Here is a 21,970-nt window from a genome sequence, read left to right on the forward strand (position 1 = left end):
TTACATTCTTATTAATGATACCCAACTTTTCATCAGATTATTGCGAAAAACAAAAAAACAAGCGTGTGGTACGATGGGGGTGTTGATTTTTAGACATTTAGAGGGGGTCTTCACATGGTAAACACGACGAAGTTGAAAGTGCAGGATGCGGAATTATTTGAGGCAATGCAACACGAGCTCGGTCGTCAGCGCGACAACATCGAACTCATCGCTTCAGAAAACTTTGTTTCAGAAGCGGTCATGGAAGCGCAAGGAGGCGTATTGACGAACAAATATGCCGAAGGATATCCGGGACGCCGTTATTACGGTGGCTGTGAGTTTGTCGACGTCGCTGAGAACTTGGCGCGTGACCGTGCGAAAGAATTGTTCGGTGCAGAACATGCAAACGTACAACCACACTCGGGTGCACAAGCGAACATGGCGGTCTACTTCACGGTGCTTGAAGCAGGAGATACGGTTCTCGGAATGAACTTGTCTCATGGTGGTCACTTGACGCACGGTAGCCCGGTCAACTTCTCAGGTGTGCAATATAACTTCGTCGAATATGGTGTAGACAAAGAGACAGAACACATCGATTACGACGTCGTCGCTGCACTTGCGAAGGAACATAAGCCGAAATTGATTGTTGCGGGAGCATCGGCATACCCACGTACAATCGACTTCGCGAAGTTCCGTGAGATCGCGGACAGTGTCGATGCTTACCTTATGGTCGATATGGCGCACATTGCTGGACTCGTGGCAGCAGGTCTGCATCCGAACCCGGTCGAACATGCGCATTTCGTCACGACGACGACGCACAAGACTCTCCGTGGACCACGTGGAGGGATGATTCTTTGTAAAGAAGAGTTCGCCAAAGCGATCGACAAGTCGATTTTCCCAGGGATTCAAGGAGGACCGCTCATGCACGTCATCGCGGCAAAAGCGGTCGCGTTCGGTGAGGCACTCCAACCGGAATTCAAAGATTACCAACGTCAAGTTATTGCGAATGCACAAGCACTTGCGGCAGGCCTTGAAGAAGAGGGACTTCGAATCGTATCGGGCGGAACGGACAATCACCTCTTGCTTGTCGATCTTCGAGGAATCGACATCACAGGTAAAGCAGCTGAGCATGCATTGGATGCAGCAGGAATCACGGTCAATAAAAACACGATTCCATTCGACCCGGCATCACCGTTTGTCACAAGCGGAATCCGTCTCGGAACGGCTGCGATGACGACTCGTGGCTTCAAAGAAGCGGATATGAAAGAAGTGGCACGTCTCATCGGGCGTGTGCTGAAACAACATGAAGACGAGGCGGTAATCGCGGAAGCACTTCAAGACGTGCGATCGTTAACGGCGAAGTTCCCGCTTTACCCTGAACGAGGCTGAGTCAATGGATATTCGGACACTAGCAGAACGAGAGCTATCCGAACTTCCATTGTTCGATATGACAGAATGGTTGGCTCGTAAAGGGGAATACGATCCTTCTTTCCGTCTTGTCGCCAGTGAGTTTGGTGTCATCACGACGCTCCTCGACCATGGCTATTATGAAGAAGCGAGCGAACGAATCGTGCCGCTCCTCGGGATGAAAGTGCCTGCTGCTTTCCATCGACTAGGTCTTGCGCTAGAAGTGAAGGCGAACGGAAGAAAAGCGGCCAAGCGCCGCTTTCGTTCGTTCTCGTCGGCTGTCATCCAACATTCTGATTTAGCCGAGTGGCGACAGGCGTTCAAGCTCGATAAGAAATGGCTTGGACTTCCGCTCGTCGTTGGTCTTGCGGCTGGAACGCTCATATTTTGGCCGGATGCCGAACCGCCCGGCGTCACGCCGGACGAGCCGGACGAAGTCGTTGTCGAGACCGTAACGGAAGAAGAAGCACTCGCAGAACGCCTTGAAGAGCTCGAGGCAGAAGTCGCCCGACTCGAAGAAGAGAATGAGAAACTTCAAGATTCGGACGAACAGAAGCCAAAGGAATCAACCGAAGAGGCACCGGACACATCAACGGATGTTGTACCGCTGGCTGAGGTAGAAGCACTTGTTCAAGATAAACAGTATGAAAAAGCCGACCGCCTATTAGGTGGAAAAGCGAAAGTCGGACAAGAACAAGCAGTTGGGTTTTATCGACTTCTTGTCGACAATAAATTGGGACAAGCGGACATTGCGGACTATGCGGCTTATCTCGAGTCGTATCCAGAATCCGGTTACAAGGCAGATGTCCTTTGGATGAAAGGGATTGCCGAGAAAAAAGCGAATGACCCGGCGTACCGTGAAACGTTGACGACCGTTTCTGAGATGGAAGGGACGTATTGGGCACCGATTGCGAAGTCCGTGCTCGAAGAATAAGGTGCTACATGAGTAGCGCCTTTTCTCATGAAATTCTAATGAAGTACACCACGATTTCTCGTTTTCCTGTCGTATGATTTGAGGTAGGAGGGATGCGTGTATGAAACGTGTAATGAAAACCATTGGAACAACTTTATTGGCGATCGGACTTATGGGAATCGGGCTTGCCGGATTTTTGTTCTTTTTTTCACCTGGACAATCCAGCCTGTCGCAACTATCACTAGCGGCGCTGGAAGTCGAACAGCAGATGGAACAAGTCGATACGAAGTGGGATGAATGGGAAGATGATTTAGAAAGACGAATCGAGCAAGCCGTTCCAGAAGGCGTTCGTCTGTTTTTTGCGGATTGATTTCGGGAAATGAATAACAATACGTCGAGCGAACTGCTCGGCGTTTTTTCAAAGGAGTGAGCAGGATGCAGACGATTCTCGTCGTAGAAGATGATTCGAAGATTGCGCGATTACTGGAGTTGGAATTGAAGCATGCGGGGTATGCGGTCATGGTGGCGACAGATGGTCGTACCGGTTTGGAACGAGCTCTCGCTGATGATGTCGACCTCGTGTTGCTGGACGTGATGTTACCTCAAATGAGTGGACTCGAGGTGGTCCGTCGTCTGAAAGAAGAGCGACCTTTGTTACCGGTTCTGATGGTGACGGCCCGTGGCGATCGATACGACAAAGTGAGTGGTCTTGATCTTGGCGCAGATGATTACATCACGAAACCATTTGAAATAGAAGAGGTGCTCGCACGAATTCGGGCATTTTTACGAATGCGCCAGCTTGTTCGTCAGGACCATTCCGAACAGGTGTTGACGTACGACACATTGACTGTCGACGTGAATCGTCATGAAGTATATTGTGACGGAAAGAAAGTAGATTTGACTCGACGTGAGTTTGACTTGTTGGTTTTCTTTTTAGAGAATCCGGAGCGTGTTTTGACGCGTGACCAACTCGTCGAACACGTGTGGGGATTCGACTACTATGGGGATACGAATGTCGTGGACGTGTATGTCCGATACGTAAGGAAAAAACTGACCGGCTCTTGGATTCAAACGGTTCGCGGTGTCGGCTATATGTTGAAGCGTGGTGAGTGACCGATGCTACGAACAAAGATTGCGTGGGCGATGACAGGGTTCATGTTGTTGCTTCTTCTCGTCTCCTTTGGCGTGACCTGGTTCGTCGCCAGGCAGGAAATTGTCGATTCGCGTTTTGACGTGTTACTGCAGGCGTTGAATCTCTTGGAAGAAGATGTCCGGAATAGCGATGCGGTATTGTCGCTTCATGAGGACAGTGTCGTGTTAGAACGTCAAGAAAACGGCGAATGGGGAATCATCGGGGGAGAAGTGCCAGACGGAACGACGTTTCCCATCAATTACGGGGAACCGGCCCTCATCGATGATTGGTTTGTGGTCGCGACGACGGATGGACTAGCGTTCGGCTTTCAGGATCGAGATGTGAGCAATACGATTCAAGCGCTCGCAACCATTTTTCTCGTCATGTTCTTCCTTGCCGTTCTCTTGACGTTCCTCGGGACGTGGTGGATTTTACGTCAAGGTCTGTCACCGTTACGCCGATTGACAGAGACGATGGAACGGATCACGGAGTCCGGTAAGTTAGAGACAATCGAAGTGGCTGACCGAAAAGATGAAGTGACGACTCTTTCGGACGGATTTAATCATATGATCGAGCGAGTCGAAGGGACGATGGAGCAACAACGTCGTTTCGTCGCCGATGTTTCACATGAACTCAAGACACCGTTGACCGTCATCGAGGGCTATGCGAAGTTATTACAACGATGGGGACAAGAAGATGAGAGTGTACGTGCCGAAGCGATTGACCATATTTTAACGGAGTCGCGTCAAATGCGAAATGATTTGATTGAACCTATGCTCGAATTGAATCGATTTGCTGCACTCGAACAGGTAGAGCGAGAAGAAATCGATTTAGCTGAACTTGGGGAATCAATAGGAGAACGTTTTTTGCGGTCTTATGGCGTCCATTTACCTATTGAAGCTACAGGAAGCTGGTTTGGTCATCGTGAGTCGTTACAGCGGATTCTTGTCATCCTATTAGACAATAGTTTGAAGTATGCGGAAGAGACGAGCCTTCAGTTGAAGAGTGATCGAATTGAGGTACGCGATCGAGGACCGATTCTTTCGGATGATGTGAGGAATCGGCTGTTCGATCGATTCTACCGATTAGATGAAGCGCGCGATCGCAGTGGGAGCGGTCTTGGTCTCGCGATTGCGAAAGAAGTGGCGGACTTGAATGAGTGGACGATCGGGAGTAGATCGAATCATCCGGATGGCAGTATATTTTTTCTGACTCGTTGATGAATATTTCGCATTTTCTCATCAACTTCTAATGAAGCCTTAAATATGCTCTCACGGAAGAGGCTTATGATGAAAATAAGAAGAACACATCATGAGGAGGAAACAAACATGAAACGCATCGGTTGGATTATCGGCTCATTATTAGCTGTCATGGCAATTGTTGGAATTGGATTTTACGTAAACGGGAATCAGACGGATACGGTCATTGTTCCACAAGCAATCAATCAAGCGAGTGACGATCGATCAACGGACAACCCAGATGACCCTGCTACATCGGATGGCTCAAGTAGCGCATCAGATGATTCGTCAGCAGCGCGAGTGGGGGATGGAGACGACTATGAACTATACGGGACGCTCGTGAAGTTATCGAAAGAAGATGTCACTATCAGCTTCAATGGAAAAGAGTCGACATACCCTTTAGCGGCGACACATGAAATCGATGACGATACACCGCAAGTGGGTGACCGGGTAAGACTCGAATTGAACCGAGATGATGAAGTGAAGGAAGTGGACCGTGAGAGTGGTGATGATGATGCGTATATTTACGGCACGCTCGTCAAACTCACAAATCAAGAAGTCACGATTAAGATCGATGGGAAAGACAACGTATATCCACTTGCCGCACGTTCTGAAATCGATGATGACACTCCGCGTGTCGGCGATCCTGTCAAACTTGAGCTAAATCAAGATGGGGCGGTCATTGAAGTCGATCGTGAATCAGAGGACGACCAGAATGAACAAGATGATTCTTCGCAGGACGACTCATCTCAAGATGACTCATCCGAGGATGAGCGAGAAGATGACTAATGAAGTGATAAAAAGGACTAATCTCTTAATGGATTAGTTCTTTTTTTGTTGCTATTTGTTGAAGCATAAAATGAGTTGGACCGCTTTCGTCAAATCATCAGAAACGTAATAATTCTGAAATAAAAACAAAAATAGGTTCTATGTTATGATGTACAAGAAAAATTTAGGTGGTTTCCACCTAATTGGGAATGAGGAGGAACATCAATGCGTACGTATTGGGGAATCTTGCTCAGTTGTATCTTGTTGAGTGGATGTGGTGCCGAGACGTTGAACGCGATTGAATTACGTCCTTTGTCTTCCTATCGAGTCGAGCAAGATCCTGAGATACCGTTAATGAAACAAACACAAGAGAAGCTACTTACATACTGTGAGCGTCGTCCGACAGATGTCTTACCAGAGCGACGAGCCAAGGTGGCAGAAGTGACATTTCATCATCCGCTCTATGAAGTACTCGGTTCCAAAACGGTGAAATATTTTGCGGCGGGTGATGAACGTTACGTGACCTGCGCGAACAGCAATGAGTTGATGGAGCGAACGTTTGCCGTGGAGCCGATTCAAGCGTTTGAAGCGCTCGAACAAGAGCGCTTTCAAGAATCGAAAGTGGTCTCGACAATCGAGTTTGAGCGCATCGATGACCTTGAATCGATTACAAGTACGTTCACATTGAACGAGACGCATGAAGAAGTGATGCCCGACTCGGCTTTCCGTTATACGACACCGGATACGGGAGCGATCTATGTGACGTTCGAGACGATTCGAAATGGGCGTACACTTGACCCGATCATTGAACCAAAACTATTCCCGTTTCAAAGCGGAGAGAATGAAGGGTATGTTTTCTTGACGAGGCGTGCCGATGATCGTCTCACCCTACAAATCGGAGAGGCGTCCTCGCTCAAACAACTCATCCTACCGAATATATATGAGGCTCCTTATATGAAAGTCGATCCGAAAGAAGAGCTCTCGCTAAAGGGAAATCATCGCGAACTCATGAAACGCATCATCTTATCGGACCGACCGATTGAAGGGGATGTGGCTGAAAAGACGTCGTTATCGTTATCGAAAACATATGGAACGGTCCTTGAAATTTGGGGACATGTCCGCCGTCCTGTGACAAACAAGATGTCCACGCGCCCCGCCGAAGGGGAAACGCGCTTGGCGGTTTTTGAATCGGATCTAGATACAATCTGGCTAGACGGACCGAAAACGCAAGAGTTGTTTGACGCCTTGTCTCATATTCAGCCGCATGAAAAAACGTCTACAGCTATCAAAATCGGAGACTTGCATCTGTATGAAGAATTGACTGAGCAATCCTTTGACGTATGGAAAACGGAAACAGAACTCTATTTAGTCGATCAACACACATCTCAATCGTATGAACTTCCGGGCAATGATTATTTCCAGGTCATTCAACCATAAGTGGCGTCTGACCTTTGATAAAATAGAAGTTGGCTCTACCCATCTCAACAGAGTTAGGGTACAATGCTCGAGAGAGAATGAGAGAGGAGTGAAGCAAGATGGGAAAAGTACATGTTTATGACCATCCTTTGATTCAGCACAAAATGACGATTATGCGTAAAGTAGAGACGGGGACGAAGCAGTTCCGTGAACTCGTCGACGAAGTTTCTTCACTTATGGCATACGAAATCACGCGCAGCCTACCCCTAACAGACGTAGAAATCGAGACACCGGTCTCTGTTTCCACTCAAAAGATGATTGCCGGCAAGAAATTGGGAATCGTCCCTATTTTACGTGCAGGACTTGGTATGGTGGATGGGTTCCTCAAAATGATGCCGAACGTAAAAGTCGGTCATATCGGTCTTTACCGCGATCCGGAAACACTTGAGCCACACGAATACTACTTGAAACTTCCGACAGACGTCACAGAACGCGACTTTATCGTTGTTGACCCGATGCTCGCGACAGGTGGTTCGGCTGTTGATGCGATTGCATCACTCAAGAAACACGGAGCGAAGTCAATCAAGTTGGCATGCCTTTGCGCAGCACCAGAAGGCGTAGAGCGTGTACAAGCAGAACATCCGGATGTAGAGATCTATCTTGCTGCACTCGATGAAAAATTAAATGACCACGGTTATATCGTTCCTGGACTTGGGGATGCGGGTGACCGTTTGTTTGGTACGAAGTAATGACTTAAAAGCGAGAATCGCCTATGCGATTTTCGCTTTTTTTACGATTGACACTGAATAATATTTATCATTTACGGATGTCACAAAATAGACACAAAACTAGAGCGAGAAGAATGGCGAACTGGGATGGAATTTATCTATTCTTTCTTATTTAAATAGAATCCCTCGATTTCGAATATAAAACCAGGATTGAGAAAGGGATTTTGAACAGTATGAGATTCAACACAAAAAAATGGGCGAAATCGCTCGACATGGTAAAAACATCCTCGGTATACTGATACAGGACGTTGAAAACGATTTCAAAATGAAGTCAACAGACGTTTCGTAACTCTTTGTGAACGTAAGCGTTTACCGATTGAATTTTCCAAAACGTGGGGGTATAACTGAACTATTCTTCATCTGATTCCGTTTGTGAAATGTTATAAAGTCAACATTTTTATTTCAACGTTTCTTCACACTTTCTTAAAAAAGTGCTTTGATCGTTTAGTTTATGAAGTGCGTAAAACTATTGATACGACTTGATTTAAAGCGCTTTTATAATTGTGAAATTCATTGACTTCTTATGCCATTTCTATTACTCTGAACTTGTGTGACTTTTGATGGTCACGCGAGTGTGAATTCGTGAAGAACAAGGGAGCACGTGAGACTCGAAAGGGGGATTTGGATAACGAAAAAAGACAATCGTTATCTATCCTATGCCTCGCTCGCTTCACAAATCTCGACAGCACTTGCTGGACCGATTGTCATCGGTTATCTCGTCGGACAGTACGGCGAAAGACGTGAATTTTGGGGCACGTTTGGTTGGAATGTGTCGATTATCCTTGGACTCGTGTTCGGGGTTACGGCGCTAGTTCTCACCCTTCGGAGTTTATTGACAGGAGAGGACGAATGAATACGATTCAAGCAGACAGAAAAGCACAAAAAGAGTTGATGAAGCGTTATACGAAATGGTTTACCATTTGGTTTGCAATTTTGTTAGTTGGCGCCTTCATCGTCCCGATGTACAAAGCCGTTTTTCTCGGATTGTTCATCGGCGGGGTCGGGAGTCTCATCATTCTACATATGCAGAATCGAAGTGTCATACGTATGTATGACGTCATCGAGCATGGACGACGACCAAAGTCGCACGGGACCGTTTCAAGAATGGCGGTTGGTGCGTTAGCAGTGATAGTCGGTCTTCTATACGAGGATCGAGTGTCCGTCATCGCGGTGGTAACTGGTCTAATCGCCGGCCACATCATACAATTTGGCGAGTTTACACTTGCCCAGCTCAGCAGGAAAAGAGGTGAATATTAATGGGTCATGAGTTTCCCACATATTCTCTGCACTTTGGGGACTATACGTTATACGGGAGCTGGACGAACGTCATTACAGTGCTAGTTGCAGCGTTACTCGTCTTCGTATTCGCCATTTGGGGGACAAGACGTTTGGCAATGAAGCCGACTGGCAAACAAAACTTCATGGAATTCTTCGCGGAGTTCGTACGTGGAATCATCGCAAGTGCGATGGACTGGAAGACAGGAGGACGCTTTATTGGATTTGGGATGACGTTGATTTTGTTCATTCTCTTCTCAAACTTGATGGGTCTACCGTTTAACGTCATTTCCGGACACTATTTGTGGTTCAACTCACCGACAGCCGATCCTTACGTAACCTTGGCGTTGTCGACACTCGTCGTTGCAATGTCGCACTATTACGGGGTGAAACTGCACGGATTGAAACACTATTCGGCGGAATTCGTAAAACCAGTCTGGTTCTTGCTTCCGATCAAATTGATCGAGGAGTTTGCGAACACGTTGACGCTCGGTTTGCGTCTATACGGTAACATCTTTGCCGGTGAAATCATGATTACCATCATCTTGGGACTCGCGATTACAGCCGAAGGCGCACTCAACCCGCTCGGTGCAATCTTTGCGGTCTTCCCAATGATTCTATGGCAAGGTTTCTCAATCTTTATCGGGGTTATCCAATCCTACATTTTCCTGACGCTTGCAATGGTGTACATCGGGCACAAAGCTTCGGCCGAACATTGATTCGGACATCTCGCCAAAGCGTTACAAACAAATTATTTACTTAACTTTTAGGAGGAATATACACAATGGAACAACTTAATCTTCTCGCAACAGCACTTGTTATCGGACTTGGAGCACTCGCAGCTGGTATCGGTAACGGTTTGATCGTATACGGAACAGTACAAGGACAAGCACGTCAACCAGAACTCAAGAACGAACTTCGTCAAACAATGTTCATCGGTATCGGTTTGGTTGAGGCTCTCCCGATCATCGGTGTGGCTGTCGGTTTCCTTCTCCTCAACTCTTGATTCCGAGTTAACGAGAATAGCATGAGAGGGAGCACGTCTCCCTCACTTATTTAGTCAAGAGGAGGGTATGCATGGATACGATGATGATTGCAGCTGGTGCTGGCGGCGAAGGCCTCCGCATTCTGGATATGATCTTTACAATTTTCACATTCCTCGTACTCTTGGCCCTGTTGAAGAAATTTGCTTGGGGACCACTCCTTGGAATGATGAGACAGCGTGAAGAGTATGTAGCGAACGAAATTGAACTCGCTGAAAAGAGCCGCAAAGATGCGGAACATTATGTCGTTGAACAACGTGATGCACTCAGTGCAGCACGTACTGAGTCAAAAGAAATGCTCGACGCCAGCCGTCGACAAGCAGAAGCAGAACAAGCACGCTTGGTGGAGCAGGCGCGTTTGGAAGCCGAACAAATTAAAATCGAGGCAGAGAAAGCGATTGAGCGCGAGCGTGAGCTTGCGAAACAATCTCTTCAAACGGAAGTCGTCACACAGGCACTTTCGGCAGCACGCCACGTCCTTCAAACAGACCTTAAAGGTGATGAAGCGAAACAGCGTGCCCTCGTCACAGACTTCCTGTCTAAAGCGAAAGGTGCGAACTGATGAACGCATCATTAGCAAAACGCTATGCCAAAGCGCTCTTCGACTTAGCGCGGGAACAAGGCACGCTCGACCAAGTCGAAGCGGAAGTGCGTCTGCTCGATGAAGTGCTCCACGCGACTCCTGAACTCATGGATCTCTTAACGAATCCGGCAGTCAGTGACAGCGAGCTTGCACAGCTTTTAAAAGACAGCTTTGGTGATATGACGGCGATTGTCGTGAACACACTTCTCGTCATGGTCGAAAATGACCGTGCGGCAGAGGTTCGCGCATTGCCACGTTACGTCCGCGAATTGATCAACGACTATCGTGGAATTGCAGAGGGTATTGTCACAAGCGCCTACCCATTGTCGGCAACAGACTTGAAAGACGTCGAACTCGTCTTCGGACAGAAGCTCGGGAAGACGCTCCAATTGAATAACGTCGTCGATGAAGAAGTCATCGGTGGACTCCGTGTCCAAGTCGGATACACGACGTACGATGATACGATCGAAACGAAACTTACACGCCTTGAGCGTGAATTGTTGAATGCGTAAGAAATAGGGGTGAATTCAATGACAATCAAAGCTGAAGAAATCAGCGCCCTGCTAAAAGAACGAATCGCTTCGTACGGTTCTGAAATCGAGGTCAGCGAGACAGGTACAGTCATTCAAGTAGGTGACGGTATCGCTCGTGCACACGGACTCGATAACGTTATGGCGGGGGAACTCGTAGAGTTCTCTAACGGCGTAATGGGCTTGGCGCAAAACTTAGAAGAAGGTAACGTCGGGATTATCATCCTTGGCGATTACAAAGGCATCAAAGAAGGCGATTCTGTCAAACGTACAGGTCGCATCATGGAAGTTCCAGTTGGTGAGGCACTCCTCGGACGTGTCGTCAACCCACTCGGACAACCAATCGATGGTCTTGGACCAATCGTGACTGACAACTATAACCCGATCGAGCGTAAAGCTTACGGCGTTATGGCACGTAAATCGGTTCACGAACCACTTCAAACAGGAATTAAGGCGATTGACGCCCTCGTTCCAATCGGTCGTGGTCAGCGTGAGCTCATCATCGGTGACCGTCAGACAGGTAAAACATCTGTTGCCATCGATACGATTATCAACCAAAAAGAAGAGAACATGATTTGTATCTACGTTGCTATCGGTCAGAAAGAATCGACTGTACGTGGCGTAGTAGAGACGCTTCGTCAAAACGGAGCGCTCGACTATACAATCGTCGTTTCGGCATCGGCATCACAGCCGGCACCACTTCTTTACCTCGCACCATTCGCTGGGGTATCGATGGGTGAGTACTTCATGGATCGCGGACAACACGTCCTCGTCGTTTATGATGACCTTTCGAAACAAGCGGCAGCTTACCGTGAGCTCTCGCTCCTTCTCCGTCGTCCTCCAGGCCGCGAAGCCTACCCAGGGGATGTCTTCTACCTCCACTCACGCCTTCTTGAGCGTGCAGCGAAGTTGAACGACGAACTCGGCGGTGGTTCATTGACAGCACTTCCGTTCATCGAGACACAAGCATCGGATATCTCAGCATATATCCCGACAAACGTTATCTCGATCACAGACGGTCAGATCTTCCTTCAGTCGGACCTCTTCTTCTCTGGGGTACGCCCAGCGATCAACGCCGGTCTCTCAGTATCACGTGTTGGTGGTTCGGCACAGGTGAAAGCGATGAAGAAAGTTGCTGGTACACTTCGTCTTGACCTCGCGTCTTACCGTGAGCTCGAAGCGTTCGCTCAGTTCGGATCAGATCTCGACAAAGCGACACAATCGAAGTTGAACCGTGGTCAGCGTACGGTTGAAGTCTTGAAACAAGACTTGAACGCACCGCTTTCTGTAGACAAGCAAGTTATCATCATCTACGCACTCACGAAAGGTCATCTCGATGACATCCCAGTCACAGACATCCGTCGTTTCGAAACAGAAATGAACGCATGGCTCGACCAAAACCGTAAAGACCTCTGCCGTGAAATCCGTCAGACAGGAAACCTTCCTTCAGACGAGGCAATGGTCGACGCAATTACGGAATTCAAAAAGACGTTCTCGCCATCGGTTTAATCCGGTGACGAGCGTCTATTAAGGTGGTGAATCGAAATGGCATCATTACGTGAGATCCAGATGCGGATCACCTCGACCCAAAGCACGAAGCAAATCACGAAAGCGATGAACATGGTGTCGGCATCAAAGTTGAACCGGGCCCAAGGGAACAACGCCAACTTCAAGCCGTACATGGACAAGTTGCAAGAAGTCATCTCGTCGATCGCCGGTGGTACATCAGGCGCGACACACCCGATGCTTCAAGTACGTCCCGTCAAACGGACTGGTTATATCGTCATCACGTCAGACCGCGGACTCGCAGGTGGATACAACGCCAGCGTCTTGCGTGACGTGTACCGTGAACTCAAAGACAAGCACACATCAACAGATGAGTATCGTCTTTACGTAATCGGGAAAGTCGGTGTCCAGTTCTTCAAGTCACGCAACATTCCGGTGTATAGCGCGATGACAGGGCTAAACGACCAACCAACTTTTGTTGAAGTCGCAGAAATCGTCAAACAGACGGTAGGTGCCTTCAGCGAGGGCGAGATTGATGAATTGAAGCTTTGCTACAACTCGTTCATCTCGGTCATCAGCCAAGAAGTGAAGATTCAACAATTGCTCCCGCTCGGGGATATCGAACAGTCCGCATCCAATGTGATGTATGAATACGAACCAGAAGAAGAAACGATCTTAGCGGCGCTCCTCCCACGTTATGCGGAAGGACTCATCTACGGCGCATTGCTCGATGCGAAAGTGTCAGAGCACGCAGCCCGGATGACGGCGATGTCGAGTGCGACAGACAATGCGGATGAACTCATTCGCGGACTCAAACTCAAATTCAACCGCGCGCGTCAAGCAGCGATCACACAAGAAATCACAGAGATTGTCGGAGGTGCGTCGGCGCTTGAATAAGCGCACGCCCTCTAGATTGTAGGAGGCTAACACGATGAACGAATACGGCATGAAAGGCCGCGTAGTCGCAGTCATGGGCCCAGTTATCGACGTAAAGTTCGACAACCACTTACCGAACATCTACAACGCTCTCAAAGTCACACACGTGGCAGCGACAGCGGACGATGTTAGTGTCGACTTGACGCTCGAAGTAGCTGTTCACCTTGGTGACGACACGGTCCGTACGATTGCGATGGACTCAACTGACGGCGTTCGCCGCGGTATGGAAGTACTTGACTTAGGATCACCGATTTCGGTACCAGTTGGAGAAGCGACACTTGGACGTGTCTTCAACGTTCTCGGTAACCCGATCGATGATAAAGAAGTGGCAGCTGACGTGCTTCGTGCACCGATTCACCGTCAAGCGCCAACATTTGACGAATTGTCAACGAAAGTTGAAATCCTTGAAACAGGGATTAAAGTCGTCGACCTTCTCGCACCATACATCAAAGGTGGTAAAATCGGCCTCTTCGGTGGTGCCGGTGTAGGGAAAACCGTCCTCATCCAGGAACTCATCAACAACATCGCGCAAGAGCACAGCGGGATTTCTGTATTCGCAGGAGTCGGTGAGCGTACGCGTGAAGGGAATGACTTGTTCCACGAGATGACGGACTCAGGCGTTATCAAGCAAACAGCGATGGTCTTCGGTCAGATGAACGAACCACCTGGTGCACGTCTCCGTGTTGCCTTGACTGGTTTGACAATGGCAGAGTACTTCCGTGACGAGCAAGGACAAGACGTTCTTCTCTTCGTTGATAACATCTTCCGTTTCACACAAGCAGGTTCTGAGGTTTCAGCCCTTCTCGGACGTATGCCATCGGCGGTAGGTTACCAGCCGACACTTGCGACTGAAATGGGTATGCTTCAAGAGCGAATCACATCGACTGCAAAAGGATCGGTAACTTCGATTCAAGCGGTTTATGTACCAGCCGATGACTACACGGACCCGGCTCCGGCAACAACGTTCGCCCACCTTGATGCAACAACAAACCTTGAGCGTCGTCTTTCGGAGATGGGGATTTACCCAGCCGTTGACCCGCTCGCATCGACTTCACGTGCCCTCTCTCCTGAAATCGTAGGGAAAGAGCACTATGAGGTTGCACGTAACGTTCAACAGACGCTTCAGCGTTACAAAGAACTTCAAGACATCATCGCTATCCTCGGGATGGACGAGTTGTCTGAAGACGACAAACTCACGGTTCACCGTGCACGTCGTATTCAGTTCTTCTTATCACAAAACTTCCACGTGGCTGAGCAGTTCACGGGCCAAAAAGGTTCGTACGTGCCAGTCAAAGAGACAGTACGCGGCTTCAAAGAGATCCTCGAAGGTAAACACGACGATCTTCCTGAAGATGCATTCCGTCTCGTCGGTCCAATCGAAGACGTCATCAAAAAAGCGAAGACGTTGGTCTAAGACCTACGCGGAAGGGGGAAACTAGACGATGAATACTGTTCACGTCAACGTCGTCACCCCGGATGGTGCAGCCTTTGAAGGAGACGCACGAATGGTCATCGCCAAATCGGTCACTGGTGAGCTTGGTATTTTGCCAAAGCACATCCCGATGGTGACGCCACTCGACGTCTCAGTCCTCAAGCTGCGCCACGAAGATGGTGGACGCACGCTGATCGCAATCAGCGGCGGTTTCATGGAAGTTCGTCCCGACACGGTGACGATCTTAGCTGAAACAGCCGAAATGGCGGATAAAATCGACTATGATCGCGCTTCTGCGGCGAAAGTTCGTGCCGAGCGTCGTCTTCAAGACACGAAGCTCTCGGAACTCGAATTCCGTCGTGCGGAACTTGCGCTCAAAAAAGCGATCAACCGCTTAAGCATTCGCGATATGAAAGAATAAGAATGACTCTCACACGAAAGTGTGGGAGTTTTTTTGTTTTTTTTTTGAAAAGATGGGTCTTTTGTCGTGCTTCTAAATGACGGGACTAGTAAAAAATATATGGAAGAAGACCGATAATAAAGGTGGGAACTACCGTAAAGGAGATTAGGGAATGAAAGTTTACGTTGCGCGACAACCAATTTTTGACCAACAATTACGCGTTTGCGGCTACGAATTGTTATATCGCCGCAGCGAAAATAATATTTTTGAGAACGTAGATGATTCGCTGGCAACAGCTGACGTCATTCATAACGCTTACCTTGTGTTCAATTTTCGGGAATTGACAGAAGGGACGCGCGCGTTCATCAATTTCCCTCAGACGTTGATTGAAGGGGAAGTGCCTTCGTTGCTACCACGTCAATCGCTCGTCGTCGAAGTGCTCGAACATGTCGAACCGACGGAGAAAGTATTACAGTCTCTCCGCTCGTTAAGACGTCAAGGTTATACGATTGCACTGGATGATTTCGTATTTGAAGAGAAATATCGCCCATTGATTGGACTCGCCGACATCATCAAAATCGACTATCAAGCGACCCCAATCGATCAACAGCAAAAATTGATTGATGCACTCGGACACCGAGTCGAATTTTTGGCGGAAAAAATCGAGACACCCGCAGAGTATGAGATTGCGAAACGACTCGGATATAAAATGTTCCAAGGGTACTTCTTTAGTCGTCCCATCGTGGTGCACGGGGCCGAAGTGCATCCGTTGCGTCACACGCTCATTGAAATGTTGAAAGAGCTCGATCGTCCGGAACCGAGTTTTCGACGGATTTCAGCGCAAATTGAGCGAAGTGTCGACCTATCTTATAAGATGCTCCGTACGGTCAATACGGTGTATCAAAAAGGTCGTCGAACGATTGAATCAATCGAGCAAGCCGTCGCACGAATCGGACTAGATGAGTTGAAACGATGGTCTTATTTGATGCTTCTTCGAGAGATGCAGACGTCTGAATCGAAAGAACTGATTAAACAGAGTGTCATTCGCGGAAAAATGATGGAGTTGATTGCGGAGGATACATTGACAGATGTATTACCGTTTGATGCATTCATTACGGGAATCTTTTCATCACTCGACGTCATACTCGATGAGGCGATGCAAACGTTGATTGCAGAGCTTCCGGTGGCGCCTCCTGTAAAGGCAGCGTTACTCGGTGAACAGAACGGTTTGCGAAAGTTGTTAGAGGATGTCATCGACTACGAACAGTTGACGATTCCACTCCATAACACAGATTCGGATTGGTCTCAATATTACGTCGAAGCGATTCGCTGGTCTCGCAGCCTTGACGAATCGATTGAATAATGTTTGAAATATGTGAGGGGCGTCAATTACTGTAGTAAGGCCTTACTGCTAATGACGTCCCTTTTGGTGTGCTTGTAGAGAAAGTGAGTTGATCGAATGGTTCAAACCGCTCGAAGCTTAAGACCCTAAGTCTTTTTTTCTCTAACATGTCATGATATGATTGAAAATGGTACGAATTTTAGAAAAGAGGGGAATCGTCGATGGTCAATACCGTATTTTCGCTAGCGATTTATATCATAGCGATCTACGTCGCTTGGTGGGCACTCTTACCCGTCAAATGGGATAAGTTGCTCAATCAAGTGAGGAGTCCGCAAGCTGCTGTCTTGCGCGTTCTCGTAGCGGTTGTCTTCGGTTCACTGATTGCCCAGTTCTTTTTGGAGTACATTCGACTGGCGCAGGCGCTCGCACCTATACAGTAGTCGCAGAATATTTAACAAACTGTAATCCTGCTGTAACGACTCCTATATGATTATCATGTAGGATAAATTCGTCTGACATGATGTTTTTTTCTTTCAATTTGCACTTATTTATTATTCAGATTGATTAATGAATGAAAAATCATCACGTTTTGCAAACCATTCAAATAATCGACATCATCACATCCGGATTCGGATATCGACGCACTATATAAAAAAACAATGAAGTTGGAGGACAAAGAGAGATATGAAGGATTTGATCGTAGTCCGTGGAGGACGTAAACTGTCAGGTACTGTGCGCGTTGAGGGAAAAAAAAACGCCGTACTCAAAACATTGGTTGCCACTCTATTAGCTAGCGAAGGAAAGTCAATCTTACAAAACGTACCACGTCTTGCTGACGTGTACACGATTAACAAAGTACTTCGTCACCTCGGTGCAGAGGTATCGTTCAATGAAGAAAAGAATGAAGTAACTGTCGATGCGTCGGGCGACATCAAAGATGAAGCACCCCTTGAGTACGTGCGGAAGATGCGTGCTTCAATCCTCGTCATGGGACCTCTTCTTGCCCGTCTCGGTCACGCTCGTGTAGCAATGCCGGGCGGATGCTCAATCGGCTCACGTCCGATTGACCTCCACTTAAAAGGATTCGAAGCGATGGGTGCGAAAACGGTCATCGGAAACGGATTCGTAGAAGCTTCTGTAGAAGGCCGTCTCCAAGGCGCTAAAATCTACTTGGACTTCCCATCTGTTGGTGCGACAGAGAACATCATGATGGCAGCTGTGCTTGCAGAGGGTACGACTATCATCGAGAACGTTGCAAAAGAACCTGAGATCGTCGACCTTGCGAACTTCTTAAACGGAATGGGCGCACACGTTCGCGGTGCAGGTACAGAAACAATCCGCATCGAAGGTGTAGAAACACTTCGCGGTGCAGAACACTCGATTATTCCAGACCGCATCGAAGCAGGTACGTTCCTCGTTGCTGGTGCGATCACAGGTAGTGACATCGAAGTCATCGGTGCAGAACGTGAGCACCTTCGTCCATTGATTTCAAAAATGGAAGAAATGGGTGTCCACTTCGAGGATACGGCAGAAGGCATGCGTGTCACGGCACCAGACGAATTGAAGCCGGTTGATGTGAAGACGATGCCACACCCAGGATTCCCGACAGACATGCAGTCACAAATGATGGCACTCGTCTTGAAAGCGGGCGGTACATCTGTCATCACGGAAACGGTGTTTGAGAATCGCTTTATGCACGTCGAAGAGTTCCGTCGTATGAACGCGGACATTAAGATTGAAGGACGTTCAGCAATTGTCAAAGGTGGCGTACGCCTTCAAGGAGCGGAAGTTGTCGCAACGGACCTTCGTGCCGGAGCAGCACTTATTCTAGCAGGTCTCATCGCGGAAGAAGAGACACGCGTTGGAGATTTATATCATATCGACCGTGGATACGTTGACTTCCACAAGAAACTTCAAGCACTCGGTGCTGACATCGAGCGTATTGAAGGAACTGTCGAAGTTGCTGAAGAAATGGTTCAGAACTAAGAAACGAGCACGAATTAGAGGGCGAGGAGAGACTCTTCTCGCTCTTTTCAATGAAGAAACGAACGGAGGAACCTATACATCATGTTTTCAAAAGATATCGGGATTGATTTAGGGACAGCAAACGTTGTCATTCACGTCAAAGGGAAAGGAATCGTCTTAGACGAACCTTCAGTCGTTGCGATAAAACGCTCTACAGGAAAAGTACTAGCAGTCGGTTCAGAAGCGTATGAGATGGTTGGTCGTACACCTGGTGATATCGTGGCAATCCGTCCTCTTCGTGACGGAGTCATCGCCGATTTCGCCACAACAGAAGAAATGCTCCGTCACTTCATCGAGAAAATTCAAGTCCGAGGCTTCTTCGGAGGCATCCGCATGCTGATTTGTACACCTGCGAACGTCACGCCGGTTGAAGCAAAAGCCATTCGTGAAGCTGCTGAGAAAGCTGGCGCGAAAGAAGTCTTCCTCGCCGTCGAACCAAAAGCTGCGGCAGTCGGTTCAGGCATGGATATTTGGAAGCCGGTTGGTCACATGATCATTGACATCGGTGGTGGGACGACCGACGTCGCCATTTTATCAATGGGAGACATCGTCTGCGGTGAGACTATCAAGATTGCAGGGGATCGCTTCGATACGGACATCCTTCGTGCCATCAAAGAGAAGCACAAGCTGATCATCGGAGAACGTACGGCTGAACAAATCAAGAAAGAAATCGCGACGGTCTTCCCAGGAGGGCGTAACGAATCGATGGATATTCGTGGACGTGACATGGTACGTGGATTGCCTCGTACGGTGACCATTACGTCAGAAGAACTTCGTGAAGCGATGGCTGAATCAGCTAATGAAATCGTCGAAGCAGCGAAGCGTGTCCTTGAACAGACACCACCAGAACTTGCAGCGGATATCATCGACCGCGGAATCATCATGACAGGTGGGGGATCACTCCTTCACGGTCTTGACCAACTCGTCGCAGAGCGTGTCATGTTGCCGGTCATGATGGCCGAGGAGCCGACACTCAGTGTCGCGCACGGAACGGGAATCATGCTCGAAAACTTAGATCGATTGAAATAAACAGACAAGCGACCGCGTGCGGTCGCTTGTCTTTTGTATGTTCAACTCAATATTTCGGAGACGAGTGCCAACACGTTGCCTTCAGAATCTTTGAAGAAACTCATCCACGTTTCTGTCGTCCCCATTTTTGCCACACAGTTTGGTTCATCAATGAAAGTCACTCCTGCATTTTTCAACTGAGCATAAGCGTCATCGATGGATGCGATACTCAAATAGAGAATTGGACTTGATTTTGCCAAAACATCATTCTCTGGAGGGGACAACATGAGGCGAACGCCCCCACAGTCGAAAAATGCGAGCAATCCTGCTTGAAAGAGAAAGGGTACCTCAAGCGTGTCTCGATAGAATTGAACGGCACGGTCTAACTCTTTGACAGGGATGTAAATTTGTTTGATTTGTTGAATGAGGCTCATGGGATTCATCCTTTCAATATGTATTTGAAACAGGAAGGGGTAACTCTGATTCAAGTTGACGTTGGAGACGGTTGGTAAGTCTTGTTGGGTGAGACATTAAGCCGATAGAAATATGTAATGGGAATAGGGTATGTAAGTCGCTAGGATAATATGAGCCATCTCGAGGTAACGTATGATTGACAATCCGAGAGACTCCTGAGGAATGGTCAATGTGTAAGACGATTGGAGCAGATATTCCGGTCCCTCGCTCAAGTTGTTGATGGTTAGGATAATATTCTTGTAGAAGCACCCATACATACACTTCCTGTCGAGTCGTACTCGTCCCGAGGATTTGATAGCTGGCATAAACATCCCCACCGAAATTAGGAGACATGACTTGAGTTGTCAAGTAGCGCTCCAACACGTTCTGATTGACGTCGACGGATTGGGTAAGCGTGACAAATGATTCATCCGTCAAGGCAGCATAGAGCAAAGCACTCAATATCCATGTACAAAATGTCGTTATGATCAACTTTTTCAAGTAAGCGCCTCCCAATACCGATGTGATGAATCATATATGTCCATCATATCTAAAGAGGATACGAATATATAGGTCATTCGTGGAAAAAATTGTATATAATGAAATCATTAATCAATGAGAGGGGAATCATGATGGCACCGATTCACTAATAGACTGAACAGAATAATCAAATAGAATCGGAGGACATCATGAACAAACCACTTACACTCATTACTGGCGTCAGTCGCAATCAAGGCATCGGTGCTGCGATTGCGCGAAAACTTGCTTCTGAAGGACATGACTTGTACTTGACGCACTGGAGTCCGTTTGACGCTAAAGAAGGAATCGGGGAAGAAATTGGCTTCATCGAACGATTGGTTCAAGAACTGACTGAAGAAGGGACCCGTGTCGAGCATGAGGCATACGATTTGGCTTCAGGAGACGAGGTCGGATTACTTGATCGAATGGAAGCTAAACTTGGTATACCGAGCAGGCTAATCCATAACGCGACCTATGAGCGACATGTCAACGTTGAGAACTTTACAATCGACGTATTGAGAAAACATTACCTGGTGAATAACGAAGGGACACTCGGACTCACCTTTGCGTTTATTGAGCGCTATAAACAAGCGGGACATCAAGATGGGCGAATCCTGTTCTTCGTATCGGGGGGACCGGATGCGAATAACCTGGCCTACATCGCAACGAAAGGTGCATTGATTGCCATCACACCTGCGTTGGCGAATGGATTAGGAGAATACGGCATTTCGGTGAATGCGTTCGATCCGGGACCGACGGATACGGGTTGGATCAATGACGAACTTCGCGAACACTTGCTACCATTATTTCCTTACAAGCGAATGGGGACGCCTGAAGATACGGCTCGCTTCGTCGCTTTCTTGATGGGCCCGGACGGCGCATGGGTGAATGGCCAACATCTTCACGTTGACGGAGGGTTTACTGGGCGCTAATAGAGAACGTTCGATGGATACAATAAAAAAAAGACATCTCACTTTAAGTGTGAGATGTCTTTTTTCAATGCCATGTATAGTCTTTATCAACAAATAAACGATTTTTTAAGTCTTTTTTAGAAATTGAAGGATTTGGTGCATCAAGCCAATCGTAATAATCACAGGCACAGGAATCACCAAGTTCGATAGAATAGCCATTATTTATTGTATTAACAGTTATATCGAGTTCATGTTCAGCTAACGTCTTTTTCAATCGATAAATCGTGTTGTATACGTTGTGTAAGGCGCGTTGTGGTTCATCGATGTCCGGGTAAAGGGTTTCGGCAAGCACCCACTTATTAATGA

At 47.8% G+C, this 21,970-nt stretch carries 26 protein-coding genes; 23 read left to right on the plus strand and 3 right to left on the minus strand.

Annotation, left to right across the window (positions count from 1 at the left end):
• Positions 1-114: 114 nt before the first annotated feature.
• The 22 genes from glyA to BBB58_RS04470 all read left to right on the plus strand — a co-directional run bounded on the left by glyA (position 115) and on the right by BBB58_RS04470 (position 19,742).
• Positions 115-1,368, plus strand: coding sequence for a serine hydroxymethyltransferase (gene glyA, locus BBB58_RS04365; RefSeq protein WP_031422243.1), 1,254 nt, complete (start codon positions 115-117; stop codon positions 1,366-1,368).
• A 4-nt stretch (positions 1,369-1,372) separates the two neighbouring features.
• Positions 1,373-2,320, plus strand: a complete 948-nt coding sequence (locus tag BBB58_RS04370; RefSeq protein WP_074035711.1) for a hypothetical protein — start codon at positions 1,373-1,375, stop codon at positions 2,318-2,320.
• A gap of 100 nt (positions 2,321-2,420) precedes the next feature.
• Positions 2,421-2,669: a hypothetical protein gene (locus BBB58_RS04375; RefSeq protein WP_074035713.1), complete on the plus strand. Its 249-nt coding sequence runs from the start codon at positions 2,421-2,423 to the stop codon at positions 2,667-2,669.
• Positions 2,670-2,734: 65 nt separating this feature from the next.
• Positions 2,735-3,412 (plus strand): response regulator transcription factor, encoded by a 678-nt coding sequence (locus tag BBB58_RS04380; protein ID WP_031422249.1) that lies wholly within the window; start codon positions 2,735-2,737, stop codon positions 3,410-3,412.
• A 3-nt stretch (positions 3,413-3,415) separates the two neighbouring features.
• Complete coding sequence (locus BBB58_RS04385; RefSeq protein ID WP_074035715.1) at positions 3,416-4,651, plus strand: sensor histidine kinase; 1,236 nt, start codon at positions 3,416-3,418, stop codon at positions 4,649-4,651.
• 108 nt (positions 4,652-4,759) lie between these two features.
• Positions 4,760-5,458: a hypothetical protein gene (locus BBB58_RS04390; RefSeq protein WP_074035717.1), complete on the plus strand. Its 699-nt coding sequence runs from the start codon at positions 4,760-4,762 to the stop codon at positions 5,456-5,458.
• Between the two features lie 204 nt (positions 5,459-5,662).
• Positions 5,663-6,874 (plus strand): hypothetical protein, encoded by a 1,212-nt coding sequence (locus BBB58_RS04395; protein WP_074035719.1) that lies wholly within the window; start codon positions 5,663-5,665, stop codon positions 6,872-6,874.
• A 98-nt stretch (positions 6,875-6,972) separates the two neighbouring features.
• Positions 6,973-7,602 (plus strand): uracil phosphoribosyltransferase, encoded by a 630-nt coding sequence (gene upp / locus BBB58_RS04400; RefSeq protein WP_012727364.1) that lies wholly within the window; start codon positions 6,973-6,975, stop codon positions 7,600-7,602.
• A gap of 640 nt (positions 7,603-8,242) precedes the next feature.
• On the plus strand, positions 8,243-8,494 hold the full coding sequence (locus tag BBB58_RS04405; RefSeq protein WP_244150664.1) for a hypothetical protein: 252 nt from the start codon (positions 8,243-8,245) through the stop codon (positions 8,492-8,494).
• Complete coding sequence (locus BBB58_RS04410; protein WP_074035722.1) at positions 8,491-8,898, plus strand: ATP synthase subunit I; 408 nt, start codon at positions 8,491-8,493, stop codon at positions 8,896-8,898. Before BBB58_RS04405 ends, BBB58_RS04410 begins: the two co-directional genes overlap by 4 nt.
• Positions 8,898-9,635: a F0F1 ATP synthase subunit A gene (gene atpB / locus BBB58_RS04415; protein ID WP_074035724.1), complete on the plus strand. Its 738-nt coding sequence runs from the start codon at positions 8,898-8,900 to the stop codon at positions 9,633-9,635. Before BBB58_RS04410 ends, atpB begins: the two co-directional genes overlap by 1 nt.
• Before the next feature lie 65 nt (positions 9,636-9,700).
• On the plus strand, positions 9,701-9,922 hold the full coding sequence (gene atpE / locus BBB58_RS04420) for a F0F1 ATP synthase subunit C (protein WP_012727360.1): 222 nt from the start codon (positions 9,701-9,703) through the stop codon (positions 9,920-9,922).
• Positions 9,923-9,993: 71 nt separating this feature from the next.
• Complete coding sequence (gene atpF, locus BBB58_RS04425; RefSeq protein WP_074035726.1) at positions 9,994-10,521, plus strand: F0F1 ATP synthase subunit B; 528 nt, start codon at positions 9,994-9,996, stop codon at positions 10,519-10,521.
• On the plus strand, positions 10,521-11,054 hold the full coding sequence (locus BBB58_RS04430) for a F0F1 ATP synthase subunit delta (protein ID WP_074035728.1): 534 nt from the start codon (positions 10,521-10,523) through the stop codon (positions 11,052-11,054). The genes atpF and BBB58_RS04430 overlap by 1 nt, the downstream gene beginning before the upstream one ends.
• 18 nt (positions 11,055-11,072) lie before the next feature.
• The gene (gene atpA / locus BBB58_RS04435) at positions 11,073-12,581 is read left to right on the plus strand and encodes a F0F1 ATP synthase subunit alpha (protein WP_074035730.1); all 1,509 of its coding nucleotides are present in this window, start codon (positions 11,073-11,075) and stop codon (positions 12,579-12,581) included.
• A 36-nt stretch (positions 12,582-12,617) separates the two neighbouring features.
• Entirely contained in the window at positions 12,618-13,475 is an 858-nt protein-coding gene (gene atpG / locus BBB58_RS04440; protein ID WP_012727356.1) for an ATP synthase F1 subunit gamma, read from the plus strand.
• 34 nt (positions 13,476-13,509) lie between these two features.
• Entirely contained in the window at positions 13,510-14,928 is a 1,419-nt protein-coding gene (gene atpD / locus BBB58_RS04445; protein ID WP_074035732.1) for a F0F1 ATP synthase subunit beta, read from the plus strand.
• Positions 14,929-14,956: 28 nt separating this feature from the next.
• Entirely contained in the window at positions 14,957-15,367 is a 411-nt protein-coding gene (locus BBB58_RS04450) for a F0F1 ATP synthase subunit epsilon (RefSeq protein ID WP_012727354.1), read from the plus strand.
• A 151-nt stretch (positions 15,368-15,518) separates the two neighbouring features.
• Positions 15,519-16,709: an EAL and HDOD domain-containing protein gene (locus tag BBB58_RS04455; protein ID WP_074035734.1), complete on the plus strand. Its 1,191-nt coding sequence runs from the start codon at positions 15,519-15,521 to the stop codon at positions 16,707-16,709.
• A 200-nt stretch (positions 16,710-16,909) separates the two neighbouring features.
• On the plus strand, positions 16,910-17,128 hold the full coding sequence (locus BBB58_RS04460) for a DUF1146 family protein (RefSeq protein ID WP_031422262.1): 219 nt from the start codon (positions 16,910-16,912) through the stop codon (positions 17,126-17,128).
• Positions 17,129-17,372: 244 nt separating this feature from the next.
• A complete protein-coding gene (gene murA, locus BBB58_RS04465) occupies positions 17,373-18,674 on the plus strand; it encodes a UDP-N-acetylglucosamine 1-carboxyvinyltransferase (protein ID WP_074035736.1) in 1,302 nt (433 codons plus the stop codon).
• Between the two features lie 81 nt (positions 18,675-18,755).
• Positions 18,756-19,742 carry a rod shape-determining protein gene (locus BBB58_RS04470; protein ID WP_074035738.1) on the plus strand — a complete coding sequence of 329 codons (987 nt, stop codon included), beginning with the start codon at positions 18,756-18,758 and terminating at the stop codon, positions 19,740-19,742.
• A 41-nt stretch (positions 19,743-19,783) separates the two neighbouring features.
• Here BBB58_RS04470 and BBB58_RS04475 read toward each other — a convergent pair whose 3' ends face one another.
• Both BBB58_RS04475 and BBB58_RS04480 read right to left on the minus strand, forming a co-directional pair.
• On the minus strand, positions 19,784-20,155 hold the full coding sequence (locus tag BBB58_RS04475; RefSeq protein ID WP_074035739.1) for a VOC family protein: 372 nt from the start codon (positions 20,153-20,155) through the stop codon (positions 19,784-19,786).
• Between the two features lie 13 nt (positions 20,156-20,168).
• Positions 20,169-20,675, minus strand: coding sequence for a hypothetical protein (locus BBB58_RS04480; RefSeq protein ID WP_074035740.1), 507 nt, complete (start codon positions 20,673-20,675; stop codon positions 20,169-20,171).
• A 188-nt stretch (positions 20,676-20,863) separates the two neighbouring features.
• Between BBB58_RS04480 and BBB58_RS04485 the strand changes: the two genes are divergently transcribed.
• Positions 20,864-21,625, plus strand: coding sequence for an SDR family oxidoreductase (locus BBB58_RS04485; RefSeq protein WP_074035741.1), 762 nt, complete (start codon positions 20,864-20,866; stop codon positions 21,623-21,625).
• A gap of 64 nt (positions 21,626-21,689) precedes the next feature.
• On the opposite strand, the gene BBB58_RS15290 is transcribed toward BBB58_RS04485, so the two are convergent.
• Positions 21,690-21,956 (minus strand): hypothetical protein, encoded by a 267-nt coding sequence (locus BBB58_RS15290; protein WP_244150665.1) that lies wholly within the window; start codon positions 21,954-21,956, stop codon positions 21,690-21,692.
• Between the last annotated feature and the right edge of the window lie 14 nt (positions 21,957-21,970).

The sequence above is a fragment of the Exiguobacterium profundum genome, assembly GCF_001909285.1.
Lineage (GTDB): Bacteria > Bacillota > Bacilli > Exiguobacteriales > Exiguobacteriaceae > Exiguobacterium > Exiguobacterium profundum.

Excerpts from the sequence above, each read along its gene's own strand:
- BBB58_RS04380 (WP_031422249.1), top strand. The coding sequence starts at position 2,735 with ATGCAGACGATTCTCGTCGTAGAAGATGATTCGAAGATTGCGCGATTA.
- murA (WP_074035736.1), top strand. The coding sequence starts at position 17,373 with ATGAAGGATTTGATCGTAGTCCGTGGAGGACGTAAACTGTCAGGTACT.
- BBB58_RS04430 (WP_074035728.1), top strand. The coding sequence starts at position 10,521 with ATGAACGCATCATTAGCAAAACGCTATGCCAAAGCGCTCTTCGACTTA.
- glyA (WP_031422243.1), top strand. The coding sequence starts at position 115 with ATGGTAAACACGACGAAGTTGAAAGTGCAGGATGCGGAATTATTTGAG.
- atpE (WP_012727360.1), top strand. The coding sequence starts at position 9,701 with ATGGAACAACTTAATCTTCTCGCAACAGCACTTGTTATCGGACTTGGA.
- atpB (WP_074035724.1), top strand. The coding sequence starts at position 8,898 with ATGGGTCATGAGTTTCCCACATATTCTCTGCACTTTGGGGACTATACG.
- atpD (WP_074035732.1), top strand. The coding sequence starts at position 13,510 with ATGAACGAATACGGCATGAAAGGCCGCGTAGTCGCAGTCATGGGCCCA.
- BBB58_RS04455 (WP_074035734.1), top strand. The coding sequence starts at position 15,519 with ATGAAAGTTTACGTTGCGCGACAACCAATTTTTGACCAACAATTACGC.
- BBB58_RS04475 (WP_074035739.1), bottom strand. The coding sequence starts at position 20,155 with ATGAGCCTCATTCAACAAATCAAACAAATTTACATCCCTGTCAAAGAG.
- BBB58_RS04375 (WP_074035713.1), top strand. The coding sequence starts at position 2,421 with ATGAAACGTGTAATGAAAACCATTGGAACAACTTTATTGGCGATCGGA.
- BBB58_RS04370 (WP_074035711.1), top strand. The coding sequence starts at position 1,373 with ATGGATATTCGGACACTAGCAGAACGAGAGCTATCCGAACTTCCATTG.
- BBB58_RS04460 (WP_031422262.1), top strand. The coding sequence starts at position 16,910 with ATGGTCAATACCGTATTTTCGCTAGCGATTTATATCATAGCGATCTAC.
- BBB58_RS04450 (WP_012727354.1), top strand. The coding sequence starts at position 14,957 with ATGAATACTGTTCACGTCAACGTCGTCACCCCGGATGGTGCAGCCTTT.
- upp (WP_012727364.1), top strand. The coding sequence starts at position 6,973 with ATGGGAAAAGTACATGTTTATGACCATCCTTTGATTCAGCACAAAATG.
- BBB58_RS04395 (WP_074035719.1), top strand. The coding sequence starts at position 5,663 with ATGCGTACGTATTGGGGAATCTTGCTCAGTTGTATCTTGTTGAGTGGA.
- atpF (WP_074035726.1), top strand. The coding sequence starts at position 9,994 with ATGGATACGATGATGATTGCAGCTGGTGCTGGCGGCGAAGGCCTCCGC.
- BBB58_RS04470 (WP_074035738.1), top strand. The coding sequence starts at position 18,756 with ATGTTTTCAAAAGATATCGGGATTGATTTAGGGACAGCAAACGTTGTC.
- atpA (WP_074035730.1), top strand. The coding sequence starts at position 11,073 with ATGACAATCAAAGCTGAAGAAATCAGCGCCCTGCTAAAAGAACGAATC.
- atpG (WP_012727356.1), top strand. The coding sequence starts at position 12,618 with ATGGCATCATTACGTGAGATCCAGATGCGGATCACCTCGACCCAAAGC.
- BBB58_RS04410 (WP_074035722.1), top strand. The coding sequence starts at position 8,491 with ATGAATACGATTCAAGCAGACAGAAAAGCACAAAAAGAGTTGATGAAG.
- BBB58_RS04485 (WP_074035741.1), top strand. The coding sequence starts at position 20,864 with ATGAACAAACCACTTACACTCATTACTGGCGTCAGTCGCAATCAAGGC.
- BBB58_RS04385 (WP_074035715.1), top strand. The coding sequence starts at position 3,416 with ATGCTACGAACAAAGATTGCGTGGGCGATGACAGGGTTCATGTTGTTG.
- BBB58_RS04390 (WP_074035717.1), top strand. The coding sequence starts at position 4,760 with ATGAAACGCATCGGTTGGATTATCGGCTCATTATTAGCTGTCATGGCA.